This is a genomic window from Micromonospora sp. NPDC004704, assembly GCF_053601675.1.
In genome coordinates this window covers 81,393-102,582 of the sequence record NZ_JBSGCD010000014.1, presented here as the reverse complement: position 1 = coordinate 102,582, position 21,190 = coordinate 81,393, and the positions used below count along the sequence as shown (strand labels likewise).

Genomic DNA, 21,190 nt, shown 5'->3' with positions numbered 1-21,190 from the left:
CCCTATCGAACACGTGTTCGATAGGGTGCGATCATGGAACAGCGGAAACACTGGTGGAACGGCAAGTGGGGGCACCTCGCGAGGCGCGATGTCTACCTGCGGACCGACGCGGACCAGTGGCACCTGGAGCAACGGGCCGGCGGCGCCGAGGGGATCTCCCGGTTCTACGAGTTCGACAGCGAGGACGAGGCGTACGAGGCGGTGCGCGGCCTGCTGGTCGGACCGGACAACTGGCGGGAACTCTCGGCCCGACCGCCCGGACTCGGCAGCGGTGGTTTAACCGGCTGACCGGGCGGGAATCGCCCAGACATGCACACCGATGTCCCGAACAGCCCCGAACCCATCGCCCAGGTGACCAGCGGCATGCGGGTGATCGACCCGGGCGGCGAAGAGGTGGGCACCGTCATCGCGGTCCAGCTCGGCGACCCGAACGCGGTGGCCGCCCAGGATCCGCCGAGCGGTGACGGCGTACTCGGTGACGGGGTGCCGCACACCGCGAGCGGGGACGAGCCCGACGTACCGCCGGACCTGGCGGCCCGGCTGATGCGTACGGGCTATCTGAAGGTGGACAGCCGAGGGTTCCTCGCCCACGACCTCTACATCGAGGCCGACCAGATCGCCAAGGTGAACCAGGACGTGGTGGAGCTGACCGTGGACCGCGACCGGCTCCTCCCCGAATCCCGCTGACCCTGGCCCCGCCGAGCGGGTCGGAACCGGTCAGCGGTACGGGGTTTCGAGCATCGCGATGGTGCCGAGACTGACCTGGTCCCGGATCCGGGTCACCGACGACTGCCACTGCCGGCTGAACCCCGGCCGCCGCTCCAGCGACTGCCAGACCGACAGCACGGACTCGTCCAGCCGGGCGGCGGGCATCCACAGGTGCAGCAGGCAGTCGATCGCCGGTCGGAGCCGGTCCAGCTTCTGCGCCCGGGTGCCCGGCCCGGTGAGGCTCGACTCCATCAGCGACACCAGCGTGGTGAGCAGCCAGTCGTGCAGGGCCAGGTCCTCGCAGAGCTCGACGATCGCCTGCATGTCCTGCCGGGCCGCGGTCAGTTCCAGCGTACGCAGGGTGTCCGACTCGACCCGGAAGGTGCCCTGGAGCTCGGCCTCGGGATCCTCGACCGGAACCACCGCCCAGCGCAGGCAGGTGCGCTGGGCCCGGAACGGGGGCCGGTGGTCCAGCGTCGCCGAGGCCTGGACGGTGTCCATCGTCCGGGCGCTGACCGCACCGAGGTTCAGCGCCGCGGCCTGGTACGCCGAACCGAGGAACCCACGGGTGATGTCCCGTACGTCGACCTTGCCGATCGTCTCCACCTGCCCCGGCCGGGAGAGGTAGTGCGACCAGACGAGCCGACGGTTGGCGGCGGCGCGGTCGATCCGGGTGTGGGTCGACCCCTGGAGCACGTGCCCGCCGGTGACCGCCGCGTGGGAGACGACCGTGCCGACGCCCCGGCTCCGGCTGCCCGAAGCGGTCGGCAGCCGGCAGTCGACCCCGCTGAGCTGGTCCGGGGAGACGGCGTACGCGATCGGCCGTTCCGACCGGCGGACCCGCTCGCCCACCAGCAGGTCGAGCAGGCCGGCGGTCCGGTCCAGCGGCAGTGCGGTCGAGTTCTGCAACAACCCGGTGTGGACCTCGCCCACGGTCAGCATGGCACCTCCGCAACGTCACGCGTCGCCACCGGCCACGGTCACGCCGCGGTCAGAGCCGATCGACCGGTTTCATCCCATCATCGGACCGACGCGCAACGTACCGGACACGCATGAGCGCGAATGATAATTCCCGGTCCTCACGTGCACGGCCGTCGCAAATACCGTCGAACCGACGGGACATCGGGTTATGACGAGCGGTTTCCGAGGGAAGTCCCTGATGCGCCTTTTCACCGAACTTCCAGGGCCAGCGTCGGATCGCATTTCCCGCCATAGGCTCAACTGGTGGCTCCTGCGAACATAGACGTACTCGTCGTCGGTGCCGGGGTGACCGGGCTGACCACGGCGGTGTGTCTGGCCGAGAGCGGGCGTTCGGTGCTGGTCCGTACCCGGGACCGGCCGGCGGACACCACGTCGTTCGCCGCGGGTGCGATCTGGGGGCGGGTGATCGCCGCGCACGAGCGGGCAGCGTACTGGGGTCAACAGACGCTGTCCCTGCTCAAGCCGTTGGCCCGAGCGGCCGGGACCGGGGTGCGTCTGGTCACCGGTCTGGAGGCGACCCGGGTGCCGTGCCCGCCGCACCCGTGGCTGACCGGGATCGACGACTTCGAGGTCTGCCCGCCGGCCGAGTTGCCCGCCGGTTTTGTCGCCGGCTGGCGCTACACCGCGCCCGTGGTCGACATGCCGCGCTACCTGGAGTACCTGGTGAACCGGCTGGGCCGAGCCGGTGGTCGGATCGAGCGGGCCACCGTCGGCTCGTTGGCCGAGGTCGCGGCCGAGGCGCCGGTGGTGGTCAACTGCACCGGCGCCGGTGCGCGGGAACTGGTGCCGGACAACGAGGTGCAGCCCACCCGCGGCCAACTGGTCGTGGTCGACAACCCCGGCGTGCACTGGTTCTTCGCCGAGAGCGACACCGAGACCACCGAGCTGACCTACTTCCTCCCGCACGGCGACCATGTCGTGCTCGGCGGAACGATGGAGGTCGGACACTCGGACGCCGCACCGCAGGCCGAGACGGCGGCGGCGATCGTACGGCGGTGCGCGGCTGTCGAACCCGCCCTGGGCCGGGCCCGGATCCTCGATCACCGGGTCGGATTCCGGCCGGTACGCCCTCAGGTCAGGTTGGAACAACTGGATCTCGACGGCGGCATAATGATCCACAATTACGGGCACGGTGGCAGCGGAATCAGCCTTTCCTGGGGCTGTGCCCTCGAAGTGCTGAACATGATCGAAACACGTACGGCAACCCCGTCCTGAAAATCATTGGCGCCGATGTCTTCGCAGGCCGGCGATACTGCTGTCGGGGGCCGGACGAGGGGACAAATATTCTTGCCCCCCATTGATACGGTGACCTCACGTGCCGCTCACGCCGCATAGGAGCCGCCGTGACCAAGGTCTACGTGTCAGCCACTTTCCGAGATCTACAGGAGTGCCGCGCCTCAGTGCAGCTCGCGCTGCGCCGGCTCCGGGTCGAGGACATGGCGATGGAATCCTATGTCGCGGAAGATCGACGGCCGCTGGAAAAGTGTCTGGCGGATGTCCGCGAATGTGATGTCTACGTGGGCATCTTCGCCTGGCGTTACGGTTTCGTGCCGCCGGGTTACGGCCGGTCGATCACCGAATTGGAATACCGCGAGGCGCTCAACAACGGAAAGCCCTGTCTGATCTTTCTCCTGGACGAGGAGGCACCCTGGCCGCGCCGGTTCGTCGACCGGGGGCCGGAGGCCGAACAGATCGAGGCGCTGCGGGCCGAGCTCGCCGACCGGCACATGTGCAGCATCTTCACCGAGCCGGGTGACCTGGCCGCGCGGGTCACCGCCGCGGTCGCCGTACGGCTGGCCGAGACCGGGTGGTCCGGGCACGGGTTGAACGCCCTCGGCCAGGACACGGTCCAGCGTTACTTCGCCCGGCTGCGCCAGCACTACGGCGTACTGGACCTGGACGCGTTGACGCCGACCGAGAGCGAGGACTACCTCCAGATCGGGTTGGCCTCGGTTTTTGTCGAGCAGTCCGTACGGGCGGATCCGCCGCCGGCCGAGATGCCCCGCGAGTGGCGCCAGCGGGTGCCGACGAACGGGCATCTGAGCAGCGAAGACGTCCCCGCCGAGGTGAACCCGACGGATCTGGTGCACCTCCAGGAGTCGTACCGGGCGAAGCCGTTGCAGCGGCTGTTCGACGTACTCGCCTCACCGGAGCAGCGGGCGGTGGTGCTGCTCGGAGACCCCGGCTCGGGCAAGTCCACCGCAGCCCGTTACCTCGTTCTCGCCCTGGCCGGCGGGCACCCCGACGACCGGCTCGCCGCCCTGACCGACCATCTGCCGCTCCTGGTCGAGCTGCGCTCGTACGTGACCCTCGCCGCCGAGAACCGCTGCCAGAGCTTCGTGGACTACCTCGACCACCGCGCGCACACCGACGGGCTGGGGATCGACCGGACGGCGCTGCTGCGCCACCTGACCCTCGGCCGTACGGTGGCCGTCTTCGACGGGCTCGACGAGGTCTTCGACCGCCGCCGCCGGGAGGAGGTGGCCAGCCAGATCGCCAACTTCGCCGCCGACTTCCCCCAGGTACGGGTGATCGTCACCTCGCGGGTGGTGGCGTACTCCCGGCGGATCCTCACCGACGTCGGTTTCACCCACTTCACCCTCCAGGACCTGGACGCCGACCAGACCGCGGAGTTCCTCGGCCACTGGTACCGGTTGGCGATCCACGACCGACCGCAGGACGCCCTGGTCCGCCGGGCCCGACTGCTCGACGCGATGCGGCACTCGCACGCGATCCGGGAACTGGCCGGGAACCCGCTGCTGCTGACCATCCTCGCGATCATCGGCAGGCACCAGGCGCTCCCCCGCGAGCGGTGGAAGCTCTACGACCACGCGGCGACCGTGCTGGTCGAGCACTGGGACGTGAACCGGCACCTGCGCGACCAGCACCAGGACCCGGACTTCATCGGCACCGAGGACAAGAAGGAGCTGCTGCGCCGGCTCGCGTACCGGATGCAGTCGGCCGACCGTGGTCTGGCCGCGAACTACATCGCCGCCGAGGAGTTGAGCCAGGTCTTCGAGGACTACCTGGTCGAGCGCTACCACCGGGATCCGGCCGCCGCTCGGGCGATCGCCCTGTCGATGATCAACCAGTTCCGGGAGCGGAACTTCATCCTCAGCCGGTACGGCCCGCACCTGTACGGCTTCGTGCACCGCACCTTCCTGGAGTTCTTCTGCGCGGACGCGGTGCTGACCAGGTTCGCGCACGACCGGGTGCTGACCATCGGCGAGGTGAAGGACCTGTTCCGCCGGCACTGGGTGAGTCCGTCCTGGCGGGAGGTGCTCCGGCTGCTCGCCGGTGCGCTGCCGGAGGAGCGCACCGCCGAGGTGGTCGACCTGCTGACCAACGAGGTCAACCGGTCCTGGCCGCCGACCGCGTTCCCCACCCCGCCGTGGAACCTGGCGCTCGCGGTGCAGTGCCTCGCCGAGGTCCGGACCATCACACCGGCGGTGGCGAAGCCGGCCGCCGCCCTGCTCCGGAAGGTGATCCTGCTCCTGGAACACGGTGTCGCGATCAACGACCGGGAGACCGCGAAGCTGATCGAGGAGGAGATCCTGCCCGCCGCCCAGGCGATCGGCACCGACTGGCCGGGCCGGGAGGACTACCTCTCCTGGTACCGGCGGCGCGGGGTCCGGGTGGTCTGGAGCCCGGTGTCGGCGTACGCCGCCCGGCTGGCCGCGATGCTCTCCACCCCGGCCGAGCGGATCGACGACCTGTTCGACGAGGTGCTCGGCGGACTCGACGACAGCTCCGCCGCGTACGCCTGGGTCGCCGGGCTGGCCGAGGTGGCGCAGCTCGCGACCGCCACGGAGGAGAGCCCCCCGCATCGCGCCGCCGCCGAACGGGTCCGCAACCGGCTGGTCAGGCGGGCCCGCGACGACGGTTACAGCGGAGCGCGGCTCACCGCCGTACAGGCCCTCGGAGAGTGCTTCGGCACCGACCAGCGGGCCCGCGAACTGCTCGCCGAACGCGCCAGGATGGACGGGTACGCCGGGGTCCGACTCGCCTGCGTGCAGGCGCTCGGCGAACGGTTCCGGGGCGAGACACCGGTACGCAACCTCCTGCTGGCGCAGGCGGGCCTGGACAGCAACGCGGGCGTACGGCGGGCCGCCCTCCAGATCCTCGGTGAGCGCTGCGGTGGTGAGGACGAACTGCGGTCCCTGCTGCTCGACCGACTGGAGACCGACACCGACGCCGATGTGATCCGGATGGCCGCCCAGGTCCTGATCGAGCGGTTCAACGCCCCCGGTGAGGTCCGCGACCTGCTGATCGGGCGGGCCGGTGCCGATGTCGACCCGGTCCTGCGTCGGGCCGTCGTCCGGGCTCTCGGCGAGCGGCTCGGGATCGACCCGGTGGTCCAGACGGTCCTGGTGGAGCGGATCCGGGTGGACACCGACGCCGGTGTCCTCCGGGCGGCGGCGCAGTCCCTGGTGGAGCGGTTCGGTCCGGACGAGGAGCTGCGCAAGCTGCTGGTGTCCCGCGCCCTGGAGGACACCGACGAGGTGGTCCGCCGGGCCGCCCTGCGGCTGCTGATCGAGTGCTTCGCCCGCGAGGTGCCGCTCTGCGAACTGCTGATCACGGTGGCGCGGGCCGACCGGGACACCGACGTCCGGCTGGTTGCCGTACGGGCGCTGGCGGACCAGGTCGGCACGGCACCGGAGGCGGTCGACGCGCTCACCGAACTGGCCCGTACCGACCTGGCGCCCAGGATCCGGTTGCTGGCCGTCGGGGCGCTGGTGGACAGGGTCGGAATGGACCCCGACGTACGGGACGTGCTCGCCGGGCTGGCCCGCGCCGACACCAGCGCGGCGGTACGGCTCGCCTCGGTACGGGCACTGGCCGAGTGGGTGACCGAACGCGACCTGCGGGAGCTGATCATCGAGCGGGCCCGTGAGGACAGCGGGGCGGAGGTCCGGCTCGCCGCCGTACGCGCCCTGGCCCGGGAGGCGGGTACGGACGCCGAGGTGCACGCCGTACTCGTGGATCGGGCCCGGCACGACTCGGACGGTGGCGTCTTCGCGCACGCCGCGGCGGTGATCGCCGGGCTGGCCGAGCAGGACGAACCGGCCTGGGAACTGCTCGCCCGGCGGGTCGGGGTGGACAGCAACGCCCGGCTCCGGCTCGCCGCGACCCGGATGCTGGTCGACCGGTTCGGGACCCGGCCGGAGGTCTCCGAGATCCTGCTCGACCGGGTACGACTCGACCCGGACGCGGAACTGCTCCGGGCGGCGGCGACCGCGCTGGTCGGCCAGTTCGGTCCCGAGGTGGCACAGTGCAAGGCGTTGCTGGCCCGGGTCGACAGCGACGACGTCCCGGTCCGCTGTGTCGCGGTGCGGATCCTCGGCGAGGAGTTCGGGGCCGACCGGGGCGTCCGCGAGGTGCTGATCGACAAGGCCCGCAAGGACGACGACGTGCAGGTACGCCGGGAGGTGCTCCGGGTCCTGGGTGAACGCCTCGCCGACCACCCGGAGGTCCGGGCGCTGTTCGTCGAGCGGCTGCACGACCACGACTGGTCGGTACGGGTGACCGCGGTCCGGCTGCTCGGCACCAGGTTCGGCGCCGACCCGCAGACCCGTACGCTGCTCACCCGGCTGGCCCGCGAGGACGACGACCACGGGTTCCGCCGGTTCGCCGGTCAGGCGCTGACCTGGCTGCCCGGTGCGGACCCGGACCAGTTACCGGACGTGCCGCGATGAGCCCGTCGACGGGGCGCCCGGTGCCCGACGGTTGCCGGTCAGTCCGAGATGAAGGTGTACTCGATCCGTTCGACCAGGTCCTTGGGGACGTCGACGTGTTCGTGCCGGCTGCGGGTGTGGATCTGGTCGAGCACCGCGGGGCCGATCGACACCTGACTGAGGATCGTCCGGACCGCGTGCTCGATCGGCAGGAAACGCGACCCGAGGACGGAGAAGGTGCGGTACGCGCTGAACGGCGCCGCCCTCGGGTTCAGCTTGACCACGGCCGGCAGGTCGTCCCAGTCGTCCGGCCACTCCTCGACCTGGTACGGGTTGGTCACCCCTTCGCCCTCGTGCCGCAGCAGGCCCAGTCGCATGAGCTGCCACACCCCGGCGAGGAAGGGACAGGACCAGCGCAGTTGCCCGTCCTCCTCGTAGTCCCACAGCTCGACGTCCATGAAGATGGAGTGCCGGTTCGCCGCGTTCTGCACCGGCGGCTGCCAGGTGTAGTCGCTCATCGCCTGGGCCGGGCCGGTGGCCGGGGAGCGTTTGCCGTTGCAGAGCCAACCGGTCTCGGTGAGCGGTGGACGTTCGCCGTTGGTTTCCGGGACCGGATCGGAGACGAGCTGGTCGAGTACGAGTTTGGCGAGCGGGATGTCGTCGGCCTGGGCGCACCCGGACTCGCGGGCGAAGTAGTCGATGACCAGGCCGGTGCCCTCGGTTGCTTCCTGGAGTTGCCGGACCACCTCGCCGGGCGTACTGAACCGGGTGAAGTAGTCGTCGATGAGGAAGCAGGTGCTGATCCGGGCCCGACCCTTCGGGACCCGGTCGATCGCCGCCTGCCTGGCCGCCGCCACCCAGGGCGCGACCCGCGAGAAATGTCGACGGAGTTGCTGGACCCCGCCGGCGAACTCCTCGATGTAGAGGTGGCCGAGTTCGATCGAGAGATGGGACAGGGGGACCGACTCGATGGTGCGCCGGGCCGCGGTCTCCTCGAAGCTCACATCCGTTTTTGTCACAGGGTCTCCCAGGCCGCGTCGTCGACTATCCGTTTGGCCAGGGAGGAGAACGCTTCGACCGTCTCCAGGTTGGCGATCCGCCGGGCGTACACGTCGTTGTCGGAGATGAGCTGCTCGCGCCATTGCAGGACCGGGTCCAGCGGCACCGAGCCGATCATCATGGTCCGACCCACCCGGTTGTTGCTGGCCAGCTCCAACAGGTCCTGGTTGCACTCACGCAACCAGGCCACCTGTGGCGGCTGGAGTCCCTCCAGCTCGGGTGAGTCGGGGTCGACCACGGCGGTACGCACGAAGCGCAGCGCGTTTATCAGGTCGTCGTGTTTGTGGCCGCGTCGTACGCCGGTGTCGAGGATGCCCTTGGCGCCGTACACGAGGCTGGAGGCGGCGAGCACGTGCTGCCGGGTCCAGCGGTGGAACACCAGCCAGCGGGCCTTGACCGCCCGCAGTTCGGGGGAGGCGGTGGCGGCGAGCACGATGTCGGTGGCGTACGAGCGGCCGGCGCTCAGGTCGATCAGGCTCAGTTCGAACTCCTCCTCGAGCCGGAGGAAGAGTCGTACGCACTGCCGGACCCGTTCCTCGCTGCTCGGGAACTCGCCCCCGCCGACGTCACCGGGCAGGAGCATCAGCCGCCCCGCGCCGGGCGGCCGGTTGCGCAGGCTGGCCCGGTCGGACTCGGACCACACGTCGATCCGGTTCGGCTCGGCGCACTCGCCGTTGAGGTAGACGTGCAGCCCGGTCTGGGTGGTGGTGCCGTGCACCGCGGAGTCGATGTTGAAGATGGCCCCGGCCGTGGGCGAGCCGAAGTCGAAGTCGAGATAGCAGACGTCGATGCCCTGCAACGCACTCCGGTAGAGCACGTTGCTGCTGGTCACGGAGCGGCCGGTGCCGCCCTTGTCGGAAGTAGCGAAGATCAGCATGGTCAGCCCGCCTCCGAGACGTCACGGCGGGCGGCGTCCAGTTCGTCGAGTGAACGCAGCACCTCGGTGGCCAGGGCTGCCGCCGAGCCGGGCCGGTCCTGCACGATCTCCCGGGCCCGGCGCAGGTTGACCCGGATCAGGTGCAGGGTCTGCTGCATCTTCGGGCCGCCCTCGGCGGCGCCGCTGAGCAGCTCCATGTCGTACAGGTGCTCGGCCTCGCTGAGCAGGTCCAGGGCGTAGTCCGCCAACCGGTCGCTGCGCAGTGGCGGTCGGTTCAGCATGTTGGCGGTGGTGACCAGCCCCTGCACCACCCGCTCGGTGTAGTACCAGGAGGTCCCGTCCTGGTTCTGTTTGATCTGGCGGAAGACCTTCGCCGGCTGGTCCCACAGGCTGCGGCCGGCACCGCCGTCGAGCCGCCGCTCGGCCAGGTGGTCCCAGACCCGGTCGGCGAGGTCGAGCAGCGCGGCGCGCTGCTCGGCGTCGCTGAGCAGGCCGGCGATGAACGAGGTCCGTTGCAGCAGCAGGGCGGAGAACTCGCTGACCATCCAGCGCAGCCGTGGGCCGCCGAGCTGCTCACTGCCGATGAGGGTCAGCCGTACGCCGGGTGAGTGCAGGGTCAGCGCCGGGTCGGCGTCGAACGGGCGGCGGGTGATCCGGGCCCGGTTGGCCAGCTCGCTCAGGGCCAGCCCGACCCGGGACAACTCGGCGTCGGAGCCGCGTTCCAGCATCAGGCCCTTGACCGCCAGCGAGGTGACCAGCAGCGTGTAGTAGTCGGAGGAGTCCTCGTCGGTGGTACGCCACGGGATGTCCTCCAGCGGCCACCGTTGCCCGTCGCCGAAGGTGGCGACCGTGGCCCAGTAGGTCCTGGTCAGTTCCCACCGCAGTTGCAGCGCTCGGGACAGCCGCTGCTGCTCGTCGTTGAGCAGCCCGAGGATGCGGGTACGTTCGGAGAACAGGTCCTCGATGGCGTCCACCGCGATGACGGTGAAGTAGAGCCAGGGCAGCTCGTGTGCCACGCCCTTGGGTTGTTCGCCGACCGGCTCGTCGGTCTCGACGAGCGGGGCGTCGTTGACGATCCCCCAGGACCAGCCGCACTCGAACAGTCGGTTCGCGCTCTCCAGGTCGGCGACCTGGCCGGATCCGATCAGGACCTCACGGAAGGTCGCCATGGTCTGGCGCAGGGCCCGGCGCAACTGGGAGACGATCTGGCGTTGCGGCAGCCCGGACTGGTTGACCGTACGGATCAGCGCCCGGCCCTCGTTGGAGTCCACGTCGAAGACGTTGACCGCGAAGCTGCGCAGCAGTCCGACCATGGCCGCACTGAGCCGGGCGCTGGCCATCGCCTCCAACTCGGCGATTTCCTGGAGGATTTCCTCGCGGCGGACGGCGCCCCGGAACACCCGGACGAAACCGATCGTCGCCAGCGACAGGGTGACCGACATCGCGAACGAGTCCACGATGTCCAGGTCACGCTGCTGCGGGGTGGCCGGCTGAGCGGGGTCGTCAATGCCGAAATAGCTGCCACCCGAAAAAATGGGCGTTCCGGACTCGTGGGTGTAGCGGCGGAAGTATTCGCTCAGGATCTGCACCAGGACCAGGGGTATCTGGGTCGCCGTACCGAGCGGGCGCAGGACTTTGATCATTTCATCGGCGGTCTCGTCCGGACGGTCGATGTTGAACGCGTCCACCTGGGTCGCCGGCAGGAGCAGGCAGAGCAGTTGCTCGGCGTCACTGATCGAATTGGAGCCGTTCTCGCCGCCCCATACCCATCGGCCGTCCCGCCAGGACGACCGTACGACGGCCGACCAGATCTCCAGGAGCTGCTGACGAGGCTGAATCCTCATCTCTCGTGCACCACCATCCGCCAATTGTCATGGATCCAGGTACGCCGGAGACCCGGAAAGCATGTGATTATCGATCATGGTTCGGCGCCAATGCGCGTGGAACCAGGTCAGTGAATCAAGCAAAAGAGCTGGCCAGCCCAGGGATTAAATGATCTTTCTACAGTGGCGCCACGAGTCATGGCGACCACCCCCTTCTCGCGGGCCCAGTCCTATCTGCCAATGATGTCGTACGCGTCAAGGGTGGAGAAATCGCCGACCAGCCGCTGGGACAATTGATCAATTAGCCACAGTGGTGCTGGTGGGACCCGTTGAGCCCGCTCCGAGTCGGAAATCAGACCGACTGGCTCGGTCCGGTCAATTGCCGGCGTACCGCCCAGAGGGCCGCTTCCGTACGCGACGCCGAGCCGGTCTTGCGCAGCAGGTTGGACACGTGCACGGTCACCGTCCGGACCGAGATGCCCAATGATCTCGCCACCTGCTTGTTCGACATCCCGGCGGCCAGGCACCCGAGCACCTCGACCTCCCGCGCGGTCAGCTCCGCACCGATTGGCTCGGGCGGCACCCTCAGGTGCTCCGGCGACGGCTCCCCCACCAGTCCGTCCGGCCCGTGCCCGCCCCGGGTGGCGATCAGCTCGGTGAGCCGGTACGGGTTCCCGCCGGTCCGCTCCCGTACCGTCTCGACCAGTTGCCGGTCCACCGGCCCGTCCGGGTACACCTGGGCCAGCACCGCCGCCACCTGGTCGGCGGTCAACGCGCCGAGGTGCTGGCGTACGGCACCGGGCGCGCCGGTGAGGCGGGCGAGCGTACGCGCGGCAAGCTCGGGCGCCAGCGCCGCCTCCGGTGGCCGGCTGGCGACCACCAGCAGGACCGGCAACTCCGGCGCGGCGGCCAGCTCGCCGATCAGGTTCAGGCTCGCCGGGTCGAGCGCGTGCAGGTCCTCGACCACGATCACCGCCGGTCCCGCCCCGACCAGCGCCCGTACGGTCGCCACGGCGAGCCGGAGCAGCGTGCCGGGGGCGTACCGCTCGCGGGGTGCGTTGGGGTGCTGGGCCAGCCAGGCCAGCGCGTCGGCGGGCAGCGGAAGACCGGTCGTGTCCCGCCCGCTGAGCACCGCCGCCAACCAGTCGTACGGCGCCGGATCGTGCACCCGGGCGGTGCCGAAGAGCACGTTGCACGGTCGCGGGTCGAACCCGTCCAGCGCGGCGGCGACGAGCAGGCTCTTGCCCACCCCGGCCGCCCCGGTGATCACGACCGTACGGCGGGCCGGCGGATCCGAGCCGGCCAGGCTGGACCAGGCGCGGGCAAGCTCGGTCAGCTCACCGACGCGCCCGACCATGGCGACCGGCATCATGGATCAACCCTACGCAACACTGCGTAGAGACGATCCGGTGCTCCGCTTGGCATGCTGCACGGCATGAACCTGCGCCTGCGTACCGCGATCGTCAGCGACCCCGGCCTGGTCCGCACGAACAACGAGGACGCCGCCCACGCGGGCGAGCGCCTGCTCGTGGTGGCCGACGGTGTCGGCGGGCAGCCTGCGGGCGAGGTCGCCAGCGAGATCGTGATCCGGAACCTGCTGCCGCTGGACCGTACCCCGATCGACGGTGACCCCACGACGGCGCTCACCGGGGCGCTCGCGGCGGCCAACCGGCAGATCGCGGAGGTCGGCCGGACCGACCCGAGCCGGACCGGCCTGGGCACCACGGTCACCGCCGTCCTGTTGACCGGCGACCGACTGGCCCTGCTGCACGTCGGCGACTCCCGCTGCTACCTCGCGCGCGACCCCAACTTCTACCAGTTGACCAGGGACGACACCTTCGTCCAGGAGCTGGTGGACCGGGGCGCGCTGACCCCGGAGGAGGCCCACCGACACCCGCAGCGGTCGATCATCACCCAGGCGGTGCAGGGCGGTGAACTCGTACCGGCGACCGTGGTCGTACCGGTGGTGGCCGGCGACCGGCTGCTGCTCTGCAGCGACGGCCTCTCCGACGTGGTCGACGACGACGCCATCGGCGAGGCGCTGGCCCAGCACACCGAGCCGCAGCAGTGCGCCGAGCAGATGGTCAAACTGGCTCACCAGGGCGGCGCCCCCGACAACGTCACCGTCATCATCGCCGACCTCATCCCGGCCTGACCTCACCACCTCGCCTCGGCTCCTTGAGCACGAAGAGTTCGGCTCGCTATGACCGGCCGAACTCTTCGTGATCAGGGAACGTGATCAGGAAAAGTCGTCAGAGGCCGAAGACGTCTTCGGCGGCGCCGTCGCGGGCGCCGTCCACGAAGCCGCGGAAGGCGGGGTCCTCGCGGTCGGCGGTGACGCTGGTGACGGTTTCCCCGGTGGTCTCGGCCACCGCGTCGACCAGCGGGGGATAGTCGAGTTCGACGTCACCGAGATCGTCCTCGTCCGCCTCGGCCAGGTTCAGCACCTGCTGGAGGTCGTCCGCCGAGGTGTCCTGGTCGGTCGCCCAGGCGTGCCCGATGGAGTAGCACTCGTCGTACAGCCCGCGTTGATCGTCGGTCCAGTCATCGTCGTAGTCCGGCACGCTGCGCCTCCTTCGGGGGCCGTTCCCTTTGCAGCATGCCCGCCCGCAGCCTGAGCACGAGCAGGGACGACAAAACTCGCGTACCCGTACGCCTCTAGAGGATTACGGCGCGAGCCGCCGTACCGGGCTCGACGGGAAGGCGTACGGAGAGCGGGTCGGGGCAGAGCCGGACGAGTTCCGGCAGCACCACACCGAGCGGGGCGTCGATGGTCAGCGCCGAGTAGGTGTCCCCACGGGTCGGACCCTGGTTGACGATCACCACCGGGATGCCGAGTTTCGCCGCCCGGATGACAAACCGGCGGCCGGACATCACCGCCAACGACGACCCGAGCACCAGCAGCATCCTGGCGCTCTCCACCAGGTCGAAGCACTGCCGGACCCGGTCCGGGGGCACCGTCTCGCCGAAGAAGACCACGTCCGGCTTGAGCGTGTCGCCGTCACACGCCGTACAGGCGACCATCCGGAACCGGTCGACGGCCTGGTCCGACAGGTCCACGTCACCGTCCGGGTTGACCGCCGTCGCCTCCGCGTCGAATAGTGGATTCGCCAGGCCGAGGCGCCGGTCCAGCTCGGCCCGGGAGGTCAGGTCACCGCAGCCCAGGCAGATCACCTTGGCCAGGCTCCCGTGCAGCTCCACCACCCGGTCGGCGCCGCCCGCCTGGTGCAACCCGTCCACGTTCTGGGTAACCACGCCGGTCACCAGCCCCCGCTGCTGCAACTGGGCGACCGCGCGGTGCCCAGCGTTGGGGCGGGTCCGGGCCATCCGCCGCCAGCCGAGGAAGCTGCGCGCCCAGTAGCGCTGCCGGGCGACCGGGTCACCGGTGAAGGTCTGGTAGGTCATCGGGCTGGTGCGTACCAGGGCTCCGCTCGGGCCCCGGTAGTCCGGGATCCCCGAGTCGGTGGAGAGTCCCGCGCCGCTGAGCACCACGACATCGCCGCCGGCCAGCGACCCGGCCAGCTCGGCGCACTTCTCGGCCGTACCCTCATGCACCCGTCCATGCTGCCGCACCCGGAGGCCGATCGGCCAGGCGCGGCGAACAACGTGGGCCAGGACTCAGACGGTACGGTGCAGGCGACGGCAATTCCGTACGATTGAGTGCTTTCGCCCGTTTCACGAATGGCTGACGGGAGCATTCCCGCGCATCGCACCGGGGTCCGTGGCGGTTAGCTGGAGCAGACCGGCCACGTACCACCGCGCGGATCGGAGGAACCATGCCGTTCACCGGTAGCCACCCCGCCGCCGTACTGCCGTTCCTGCGTACCGGGCTGGTGCCGTCGGCGCTGGTGATCGGGAGCATGACACCGGACCTGCCGTACTTCGTCCCGCTGCGGTTCTCCGGGAGCACCACCCACACCCTGACCGGGGCGCTGACCGTGGACGTACTCCTGGGTGGGTTGGCTTTCGGGGTGTGGCAGGCGGTGCTGGCGCCGTTCGCGATCGCGATGGCCCCGGCGGCGGTACGGGAACGCATCGACCCCAAGCTGCCGCGCGGTCTCCTTCACCACCTGCGAAGCTGGCGCCGGCTGGGGCTGCTCGGCGCCTCACTTGCGGTCGGTGCCGTGACCCACGTCGTCTGGGACTCGTTCACCCACGTCCCCGCCTGGGGGCCGGCACACATCGCCTGGCTGAATGGAATCCACGCCGGGATCCCCGGCTACCGCTGGGTGCAGTACGCCAGCACCGTCGTCGGCGGTGCCGCCCTGGTCGCCTGGTTCACCCACTGGATGTTCACGAGTACGCGACGGCCCGGCACCGACGCTCCGGTGGCGATGCCTCCCCTGGTCGCACACGCGGTGTGGGCCCTGATCGGGTTCGCCACGGTTGCCGGCGGCCTGCTCGCCGCCCGCCCCGCCTACCTGAACGGCTCCGGCCCGTACGTCACCGTGTTCCTGGGGTTGACCAGGGGCGGCGGGGCCGGCTTGATCGCCGCCCTGGGCTGCGCCCTCGCCTGGTTCTACTACCGCAAGCAGGCAGTCACCAACCCCCTGCCCCCTCGGCAGTAGACGAGCGACGCCTCCGCACCGAACAGGGGCGGAGGCGTGATGTCAACCCCGCGCTCTCCCTCCGGCCCGCGATCTAGGGCAAATGGTGGTGTTTGGAGATCAACAAACACGTATTTGCCCTAGATCGACGCCGAGGTGGGTCGGGCACGGTGGGTGCACGGCGTGGAATGGGCCGGTTAGTGCTGCTTTGCCAGGCCGACGAACGCGCGCCACGCCTGTGGAGCGAAGGCCAGTGTGCCGCCGTCACGATCCTTGGTGTCCCGCACCAGTACGCGCCCAGGAAGGTTGTCGGCCACCTCTACACACGCGCCACCGTTGTCAGTGGATCGGGACGATTTGCGCCATTGCGCACCGGTCGTGTCGCACATACCCCTGCCCCTTCTCGGTCACTTCGGCAACGGCGTCACTGCTGCTTCGCCAGGCCGACGAACGCGCGCCACGCTTGAGGCGCGAACGCCAGCGTGCCGCCATCGCGGTCCTTCGTGTCCCGCACCAGGACGCGCCCAGGAAGATTGTCGGCCACCTCCACGCACGACCCGCCGTTGACGCCCGAGCGGCTGGACTTACGCCATTTCGCACCCGTCATGTCGTCCATGCCTTCACCGCCTTCTTGATCAGCTCGATGGATTGCGCCCTGGGGAGGGAATCACTCCTGATCGCCTCCCAGAGCCCCTGGAGAGTGACGATGTCGTCGGCACCGGTGAGCACCTGCGCGCGAACCTGATGGTCGACCTGTGAGACCACCGTTCCATCTTGATAGGTCGCCATGATGAAGGCACCCTGCAACCCAGGGTAAACGCCGGCCTCCCGAGGGACCAGATGAATGTCTATGTTCGCTTGCTCGGCACAGGTCAGCAGATGCTCAAGCTGCTCCACCATCATCTCGGGTCGACCATGCACTATCGGCCGGTAGAGGATCGTCTCGTCGATCACGAAGACGAACCGCGTCGGACGGTCACGCTTGAGAGCCTCCTGCCGTTCCAGTCGGGATGCAAGCAACTGCTCAGCCGTCTCGGAGCTGATCCGCGCGTCCCGCAGCACCTGGCGTGCGTACGCCTCCGTCTGCAACATGCCGGGTAGGTAGAGCGGCTCGAACCAGCGCAGGAGCGTTGCCCTCTGTTCGTGCACGAGCCAATCCCGATGCCAGACCGGCTCGGCCTCGATACTTGCGAACTTCGCCAGGAGCCGGGTGTAGACGCCACCGGTCTGGAATGCCTTGTCGATGGCCGCGACGTAGTCAGTGGTTGGTGGTCGGTGCTGGGTCTCCACGGAGCTGACATGGGTTGGCGAGAACTTGATCTGGCGCGCCCACTCCTCCTGAGTCATCCCTCGGGACGTACGTGCCGCGATCAGTTCCTCGACCAGTAGATCAATCAAAGCGCTCATCTACTCAACCTCCACTCGGATTCTCTCGGCAACTACTCAACCCACGCACGACTACGCGTATCGCCGTTTAACCAGCGCGAACAGCCCGTGAGCCTATCGACAGTAGTGCAGTCCTATTCAGACTGTCACCTATGCGGGACCGCTCGAATCCGGCCACCCGATCGCCCCTGCGAAAGGACGGGCGGAACCGCGCGGACCACCCCGGCCTTCCCCACCTCCGGGGTGGTCCGCCTCCAATAACGAGCAGGAGGTGCGCGATGTTCAGAACCATTCGCGATTGGTGGACCACCCGCCGATCCAACCCCGCGAAGATCAAAGAGGAATCGACCGAACTGTGGCGTTTCAGTGCCCCTATGGGGGCAGCAGATCGCCACAGCCCGGCGTGGCACAGTGCGCCGACGGCCGAATACCGGCCGAGGATCATGACCTTGGGGCAGTTGACCGGATACCGGGTGGTGCGGTCGCGGTGAGTGGACCATTTCGGCTGCGGGTGGGCGAAATTCTGGACCTGGCCGCGGGCAACTACCTCATCAGTCCCGATCCGTCGACCGCCAGGCTGGCAAACCTTCGGGTACGCGTAAAGCACGTCCCACCCGGCACCACCGGCTGGCAGGGCGACTGGCTGAGCCTGCTCGCCGTCGAACTGCTCCCCGGCGACCTCGACGGTCGGGACCTCGCCTTGGTGGTGCACCGCCGCGCCCTGGCGGAACGACCACCGGTGGCGGCGCTGGCTCAGGAACCCACTGGCACGTTCGCATCAGACCGGGGACTGCACATCCCGCTGCGTCCGATGTGGTTCTGTCGTGTCGACGCGATGCCGTGGCCGTGTGCCGAGGCGAGGCTCGGGCTGACCGAGGGGTACCGGGGGCTGGAGATCAGTCTCTGCTGTTACCTCGCCATCCAGTTCCAGCAGGCGTTGACCGACCTGCACACGCTCAACCCGGACACCGCACCGGAACCGCGCGCCCTCTACGAACGGTTCCTCGGCTGGGTGCAGGTACGCCGGAACCCGTGAGCGAGCTGACGAAGGTCACCGTCAACCTGACACCGGCAGCCGAGGCGGCGTTGACCAGACTTGCGGTTGTCCAGCGGGATACGCGTACCGATGCGTTGAACCGGGCCCTGCGACTGGCCGCGCTGATGCTCGACCTGGCCCCCGACGGACATTTCACGCTCGTCCAGCCGGACGGTTCGCTCGACCGCGTCCACCTTGTGTGAAGGAGCCAGCGGCACCGCGCCGCCCCGGTCGGGCCGTATGACGCGTCAATGTTGTACATCGTCTTTGATGTGCGTACATCAAAGACGATGTATGAGTCGAAGGCATTAGTTTTCCCAGAGCGAGTGACGCGCGACGAGCGACGTCCGGCCGACCGCTGCCGAACACGAGGTCCTATTTCCATCGGACCCGCGACCGCTGATCGAGCACCCTTTCCTCATGCAGACAACACTGGACGGAAAAGGCTGCGCTGGTTTCATGATCTGACCCGGCCCCGGCCAGCGTCACCCCCGCCCGCAGAAGCCGTGCGGGGGATGACGCGTCGGCACAGCTTGGCTACGAGGCCAGCCGGTCCGGCAGGCGTACGGGCGCGGCGAGGGCGTCGGCCAGGTCGTTGAGGTCGAGGTCGAGAACCTCCGCGAGCGCGGCGACGGTGAAGAAAGCGGGAGTGGCGATCGCCCCCCGTTCGATCTTGCGCAGGGTGTCCAGGGAGATGCCTGCGCGCAGCGCCACCTGGGCGGCGCTGCGGGTGCCCCGGGCCCGTTGCAGGATCCGGCCCAGCGCGAGTCCCCGTTCCCGTTCGTCCTCGGTCAGCGGTGTACGAACCATGGCCTGGATAGTAATCCTAGTATTAAAATACCAGCATGGTTGTGCTCAAATCAGAAGCCGAGATCGCGACGATGCGGGAAGCCGGTCGGGTCGTCGCCAACACCCTGGCCGCGGTCGCCGCCGCAGCCCGGGTCGGCGTACGCCTGATCGATCTCGACGAACTCGCCGCCGGGCTCATCGCCAGCGGCGGCGCCAAGCCGTCGTTCCTGAACTACCACCCCGCCTGGGCACCGATCCCCTACCCGGGCGTGCTGTGCCTGTCGGTCAACGACGACATCGTGCACGGCATCCCCGGCCGCCGGGTGCTGGCCGAGGGGGACCTGCTCTCCATTGACTGCGGGGCGTACATCGACGGCTACCACGGCGACGCGGCGATCACCGTCGGCATCGGGCAGATCGACGAGGCCGCCCGGCGGCTCTCCGACGCCACCGACCGGGCCCTCGCCGCCGGCATCGCCGCCGCCAGGGTCGGCGCCCGGATCGGCGACATCTCCCACGCCGTCGAGAGCGTCGCCCGTGAAACCGGGTACGGACTGCCGGACGGACTCGGCGGCCACGGCGTCGGCAAGGCCATGCACGAGGCGCCCTCGGTCCCGAACACCGGCCCGGCGGGCCAGGGCATGCCGCTGTCGGAGGGGCTGGTGATCGCGATCGAGCCGATGCTGCTCGAAGGCGGCGGGAACCGGTGCCGGACCCTGGCGGACGGTTGGACCATCGCCACCGTCGACGGCAGCCGGGCGGCCCACTTCGAACACACCATCGCCGTCACCGCCGACGGCCCGGTCATTCTGACCGCACCCTGACCGGCACCGCCGCCTCGCGCGGCGGTTCGGCCAGCGCCACCGGGTGTACGCCACGGACGAGCAGGTAACCGATCATCCAGAACTCGCCCACGGTCGCCGGGATCACGAGGGCGTCGGCGACCACGCCCGCGTCGGGGGCGAGGTATCCGACAAACGCCCCGAGTACGTACCCGACGCCGCCCACGATCAGGATCCACCCCAGGGCGCGGGGCATGAATCCCGAGCGGTGCACGCACATTCCCATCGGGATGAGCCACAGTCCGAAGAAGAGTCCGCTCACCGTCCACAGGTGACCGCTGATGACGTACATGAGTTGGGCGGTGGTCGCCGGGTCGCCGAAGGGTGCGACGGCCACCTCGGTCGCGGTCGCGAGCAGAGCCGCGCTGCCGAGGACCGCGACGGCGTTGACCAGGCCGAAGGCGGCGATGCTGGCGGCGGCGACGGAATCGACCGTACGGAACAGCCGGTAGAACCAGACCGCGGTGAGCGTCTGGGTGAGCACGACGAGCAGTTCGAGGGCGATCCCGGCGCGTGCCAGGAACTCGTGCTCGACCAGGTTGGCCAGGGTCGCGCTCGGGTCGTCGGCCACGAAGAGTTGCTGACGGATGGTCAGGAAGCCGAGTGCCCCGGCGACGGCGAGGCCGAGATAGAACAGCCCGGTCGCGCGGGCGGTACGGACCAGCGGGTGCATGGTGGCTCCTTCGAGTGAGAGCCTTACGACGCCTGAGAGCCTTACAACGTAAGGCAACCATACAATGTAAGGCCACGACAGGGAAGAGGATCGATGGCAGCGAAGGGACCTCGGGAGCCGCTGAGCCGCGAGCGCGCCCTCGCGGTGGCGATCGTCATCGCCGACCAGGAGGGGATCCCGGCGCTGACCATGCGTCGCCTCGCCACCGACCTCGGCGTCGAGGCCATGTCGCTCTACCACCACCTCCCCGGCAAGGAGGGCCTGCTCGACGGCCTCGCCGAGGCCGTCATCACCCAGATCGAGGCCGAGGTCGCCCGCACGGCAGAGACAGGGTCCGACCAGGATTGGCGTACGCGCCTGCGCCAGCGGTTCCTCTCGGCGCGCGAGGTCATGCTCCGTCACCCCTGGGCGCCCGCCCTGCTCAGCTCCCGCCCCACCATCCCCACAGCGGTGTACCCGTACTACGACGCGATCGTGGCCACCCTGGTCGACGGCGGATTCTCGTACCGGATCGCCCACCGTGCGATCCACGCGTTCGGCAGCCTGGCCCTCGGGTTCGCCCAGGAGATCTTCCGTCCCGCATCGGCGGGCGGGAACACGGACGTCGACGTCGCGGAGGCGGACCTGGCCACCATGGCCGGGGCGCTGCCCCACCTGACCGCGATGGTCGCGGCCGAACTGCACGACGTCTCCGACCCCACGCTGGGTTGGTGCGACAGCCAGGTCGAGTTCGAGTACACCCTCGACCTGCTCCTCGACGGACTCGAACGCGACCGCGGCTGACGCGTTTCGGA

Annotated in this window: 23 protein-coding genes; 11 read left to right on the top strand and 12 right to left on the bottom strand. The window is 69.4% G+C overall.

Annotated elements, in window-relative coordinates; all coding sequences use genetic code 11:
* The first annotated feature begins 33 nt into the window (after positions 1 to 33).
* Positions 34 to 288, top strand: coding sequence for a hypothetical protein (locus tag ACWEFB_RS20690; RefSeq protein WP_326561531.1), 255 nt, complete (start codon positions 34 to 36; stop codon positions 286 to 288).
* A gap of 21 nt (positions 289 to 309) precedes the next feature.
* On the top strand, positions 310 to 687 hold the full coding sequence (locus tag ACWEFB_RS20685) for a hypothetical protein (RefSeq protein WP_452287576.1): 378 nt from the start codon (positions 310 to 312) through the stop codon (positions 685 to 687).
* A gap of 30 nt (positions 688 to 717) precedes the next feature.
* On the opposite strand, the gene ACWEFB_RS20680 is transcribed toward ACWEFB_RS20685, so the two are convergent.
* Positions 718 to 1,650, bottom strand: a complete 933-nt coding sequence (locus tag ACWEFB_RS20680; RefSeq protein ID WP_326561533.1) for an SCO2521 family protein — start codon at positions 1,648 to 1,650, stop codon at positions 718 to 720.
* A 282-nt stretch (positions 1,651 to 1,932) separates the two neighbouring features.
* Here ACWEFB_RS20680 and ACWEFB_RS20675 point away from each other — a divergent pair, with 282 nt between their 5' ends.
* Positions 1,933 to 2,904 carry an FAD-dependent oxidoreductase gene (locus ACWEFB_RS20675; protein ID WP_452287574.1) on the top strand — a complete coding sequence of 324 codons (972 nt, stop codon included), beginning with the start codon at positions 1,933 to 1,935 and terminating at the stop codon, positions 2,902 to 2,904.
* A 128-nt stretch (positions 2,905 to 3,032) separates the two neighbouring features.
* A complete protein-coding gene (locus ACWEFB_RS20670) occupies positions 3,033 to 7,385 on the top strand; it encodes a HEAT repeat domain-containing protein (protein ID WP_452287572.1) in 4,353 nt (1,450 codons plus the stop codon).
* A gap of 38 nt (positions 7,386 to 7,423) precedes the next feature.
* On the opposite strand, the gene ACWEFB_RS20665 is transcribed toward ACWEFB_RS20670, so the two are convergent.
* The 4 genes from ACWEFB_RS20665 to ACWEFB_RS20650 form a co-directional block, all read right to left on the bottom strand.
* A complete protein-coding gene (locus tag ACWEFB_RS20665; RefSeq protein WP_326561535.1) occupies positions 7,424 to 8,383 on the bottom strand; it encodes an SCO2522 family protein in 960 nt (319 codons plus the stop codon).
* Positions 8,380 to 9,300, bottom strand: coding sequence for an SCO2523 family variant P-loop protein (locus ACWEFB_RS20660; RefSeq protein WP_452287569.1), 921 nt, complete (start codon positions 9,298 to 9,300; stop codon positions 8,380 to 8,382). Before ACWEFB_RS20660 ends, ACWEFB_RS20665 begins: the two co-directional genes overlap by 4 nt.
* 2 nt (positions 9,301 to 9,302) lie before the next feature.
* Positions 9,303 to 11,144 carry an SCO2524 family protein gene (locus ACWEFB_RS20655; RefSeq protein ID WP_452287567.1) on the bottom strand — a complete coding sequence of 614 codons (1,842 nt, stop codon included), beginning with the start codon at positions 11,142 to 11,144 and terminating at the stop codon, positions 9,303 to 9,305.
* A gap of 331 nt (positions 11,145 to 11,475) precedes the next feature.
* Positions 11,476 to 12,495: a LuxR C-terminal-related transcriptional regulator gene (locus tag ACWEFB_RS20650; protein WP_452287565.1), complete on the bottom strand. Its 1,020-nt coding sequence runs from the start codon at positions 12,493 to 12,495 to the stop codon at positions 11,476 to 11,478.
* Positions 12,496 to 12,558: 63 nt separating this feature from the next.
* Here ACWEFB_RS20650 and ACWEFB_RS20645 point away from each other — a divergent pair, with 63 nt between their 5' ends.
* Positions 12,559 to 13,278: a PP2C family protein-serine/threonine phosphatase gene (locus ACWEFB_RS20645; protein WP_326561539.1), complete on the top strand. Its 720-nt coding sequence runs from the start codon at positions 12,559 to 12,561 to the stop codon at positions 13,276 to 13,278.
* Positions 13,279 to 13,375: 97 nt separating this feature from the next.
* On the opposite strand, the gene ACWEFB_RS20640 is transcribed toward ACWEFB_RS20645, so the two are convergent.
* Both ACWEFB_RS20640 and ACWEFB_RS20635 read right to left on the bottom strand, forming a co-directional pair.
* Positions 13,376 to 13,687: a hypothetical protein gene (locus ACWEFB_RS20640; protein WP_326561540.1), complete on the bottom strand. Its 312-nt coding sequence runs from the start codon at positions 13,685 to 13,687 to the stop codon at positions 13,376 to 13,378.
* Positions 13,688 to 13,781: 94 nt separating this feature from the next.
* On the bottom strand, positions 13,782 to 14,678 hold the full coding sequence (locus ACWEFB_RS20635; RefSeq protein ID WP_452287563.1) for an NAD-dependent protein deacetylase: 897 nt from the start codon (positions 14,676 to 14,678) through the stop codon (positions 13,782 to 13,784).
* Positions 14,679 to 14,899: 221 nt separating this feature from the next.
* On the opposite strand from ACWEFB_RS20635, the gene ACWEFB_RS20630 reads away from it, so the two are divergent.
* Positions 14,900 to 15,691 (top strand): DUF4184 family protein, encoded by a 792-nt coding sequence (locus ACWEFB_RS20630; protein WP_452287561.1) that lies wholly within the window; start codon positions 14,900 to 14,902, stop codon positions 15,689 to 15,691.
* 176 nt (positions 15,692 to 15,867) lie between these two features.
* Here ACWEFB_RS20630 and ACWEFB_RS20625 read toward each other — a convergent pair whose 3' ends face one another.
* From ACWEFB_RS20625 to ACWEFB_RS20615, 3 genes are read right to left on the bottom strand one after another with little or no spacing between them, the layout of a single operon-like run.
* Positions 15,868 to 16,059 (bottom strand): DUF397 domain-containing protein, encoded by a 192-nt coding sequence (locus ACWEFB_RS20625; protein WP_452287559.1) that lies wholly within the window; start codon positions 16,057 to 16,059, stop codon positions 15,868 to 15,870.
* Between the two features lie 35 nt (positions 16,060 to 16,094).
* Complete coding sequence (locus ACWEFB_RS20620; protein ID WP_452287754.1) at positions 16,095 to 16,277, bottom strand: DUF397 domain-containing protein; 183 nt, start codon at positions 16,275 to 16,277, stop codon at positions 16,095 to 16,097.
* On the bottom strand, positions 16,274 to 17,077 hold the full coding sequence (locus ACWEFB_RS20615; protein WP_452287557.1) for a helix-turn-helix domain-containing protein: 804 nt from the start codon (positions 17,075 to 17,077) through the stop codon (positions 16,274 to 16,276). Before ACWEFB_RS20615 ends, ACWEFB_RS20620 begins: the two co-directional genes overlap by 4 nt.
* 257 nt (positions 17,078 to 17,334) lie before the next feature.
* Here ACWEFB_RS20615 and ACWEFB_RS20610 point away from each other — a divergent pair, with 257 nt between their 5' ends.
* From ACWEFB_RS20610 to ACWEFB_RS20600, 3 genes are read left to right on the top strand one after another with little or no spacing between them, the layout of a single operon-like run.
* Complete coding sequence (locus tag ACWEFB_RS20610; RefSeq protein WP_452287555.1) at positions 17,335 to 17,547, top strand: hypothetical protein; 213 nt, start codon at positions 17,335 to 17,337, stop codon at positions 17,545 to 17,547.
* The gene (locus tag ACWEFB_RS20605) at positions 17,544 to 18,092 is read left to right on the top strand and encodes a hypothetical protein (RefSeq protein ID WP_452287553.1); all 549 of its coding nucleotides are present in this window, start codon (positions 17,544 to 17,546) and stop codon (positions 18,090 to 18,092) included. Before ACWEFB_RS20610 ends, ACWEFB_RS20605 begins: the two co-directional genes overlap by 4 nt.
* On the top strand, positions 18,089 to 18,295 hold the full coding sequence (locus ACWEFB_RS20600) for a hypothetical protein (RefSeq protein WP_452287551.1): 207 nt from the start codon (positions 18,089 to 18,091) through the stop codon (positions 18,293 to 18,295). The genes ACWEFB_RS20605 and ACWEFB_RS20600 overlap by 4 nt, the downstream gene beginning before the upstream one ends.
* 334 nt (positions 18,296 to 18,629) lie before the next feature.
* Here the strand turns inward: ACWEFB_RS20600 and ACWEFB_RS20595 are convergent, their stop codons facing one another.
* Positions 18,630 to 18,902, bottom strand: a complete 273-nt coding sequence (locus tag ACWEFB_RS20595; RefSeq protein WP_326561548.1) for a helix-turn-helix domain-containing protein — start codon at positions 18,900 to 18,902, stop codon at positions 18,630 to 18,632.
* Positions 18,903 to 18,937: 35 nt separating this feature from the next.
* On the opposite strand from ACWEFB_RS20595, the gene map reads away from it, so the two are divergent.
* Positions 18,938 to 19,705, top strand: a complete 768-nt coding sequence (gene map, locus ACWEFB_RS20590; protein WP_452287549.1) for a type I methionyl aminopeptidase — start codon at positions 18,938 to 18,940, stop codon at positions 19,703 to 19,705.
* Here map and ACWEFB_RS20585 read toward each other — a convergent pair.
* Positions 19,686 to 20,396, bottom strand: a complete 711-nt coding sequence (locus tag ACWEFB_RS20585) for a DUF4386 domain-containing protein (RefSeq protein WP_452287547.1) — start codon at positions 20,394 to 20,396, stop codon at positions 19,686 to 19,688. The genes map and ACWEFB_RS20585 overlap by 20 nt on opposite strands.
* A 93-nt stretch (positions 20,397 to 20,489) precedes the next feature.
* On the opposite strand from ACWEFB_RS20585, the gene ACWEFB_RS20580 reads away from it, so the two are divergent.
* Positions 20,490 to 21,179, top strand: a complete 690-nt coding sequence (locus ACWEFB_RS20580) for a TetR/AcrR family transcriptional regulator C-terminal domain-containing protein (RefSeq protein WP_452287545.1) — start codon at positions 20,490 to 20,492, stop codon at positions 21,177 to 21,179.
* The last annotated feature ends 11 nt before the right edge of the window (positions 21,180 to 21,190 follow it).

Coding starts and splice junctions, on each gene's coding strand:
- ACWEFB_RS20595 (WP_326561548.1), bottom strand. CDS start 18,902: ATGGTTCGTACACCGCTGACCGAGGACGAACGGGAACGGGGACTCGCG.
- ACWEFB_RS20680 (WP_326561533.1), bottom strand. CDS start 1,650: ATGCTGACCGTGGGCGAGGTCCACACCGGGTTGTTGCAGAACTCGACC.
- ACWEFB_RS20620 (WP_452287754.1), bottom strand. CDS start 16,277: ATGACGGGTGCGAAATGGCGTAAGTCCAGCCGCTCGGGCGTCAACGGC.
- ACWEFB_RS20660 (WP_452287569.1), bottom strand. CDS start 9,300: ATGCTGATCTTCGCTACTTCCGACAAGGGCGGCACCGGCCGCTCCGTG.
- ACWEFB_RS20615 (WP_452287557.1), bottom strand. CDS start 17,077: ATGAGCGCTTTGATTGATCTACTGGTCGAGGAACTGATCGCGGCACGT.
- ACWEFB_RS20610 (WP_452287555.1), top strand. CDS start 17,335: ATGTTCAGAACCATTCGCGATTGGTGGACCACCCGCCGATCCAACCCC.
- ACWEFB_RS20630 (WP_452287561.1), top strand. CDS start 14,900: ATGCCGTTCACCGGTAGCCACCCCGCCGCCGTACTGCCGTTCCTGCGT.
- ACWEFB_RS20690 (WP_326561531.1), top strand. CDS start 34: ATGGAACAGCGGAAACACTGGTGGAACGGCAAGTGGGGGCACCTCGCG.
- ACWEFB_RS20580 (WP_452287545.1), top strand. CDS start 20,490: ATGGCAGCGAAGGGACCTCGGGAGCCGCTGAGCCGCGAGCGCGCCCTC.
- ACWEFB_RS20655 (WP_452287567.1), bottom strand. CDS start 11,144: ATGAGGATTCAGCCTCGTCAGCAGCTCCTGGAGATCTGGTCGGCCGTC.
- ACWEFB_RS20650 (WP_452287565.1), bottom strand. CDS start 12,495: ATGATGCCGGTCGCCATGGTCGGGCGCGTCGGTGAGCTGACCGAGCTT.
- ACWEFB_RS20645 (WP_326561539.1), top strand. CDS start 12,559: ATGAACCTGCGCCTGCGTACCGCGATCGTCAGCGACCCCGGCCTGGTC.
- ACWEFB_RS20585 (WP_452287547.1), bottom strand. CDS start 20,396: ATGCACCCGCTGGTCCGTACCGCCCGCGCGACCGGGCTGTTCTATCTC.
- ACWEFB_RS20625 (WP_452287559.1), bottom strand. CDS start 16,059: ATGTGCGACACGACCGGTGCGCAATGGCGCAAATCGTCCCGATCCACT.
- ACWEFB_RS20685 (WP_452287576.1), top strand. CDS start 310: ATGCACACCGATGTCCCGAACAGCCCCGAACCCATCGCCCAGGTGACC.
- map (WP_452287549.1), top strand. CDS start 18,938: ATGGTTGTGCTCAAATCAGAAGCCGAGATCGCGACGATGCGGGAAGCC.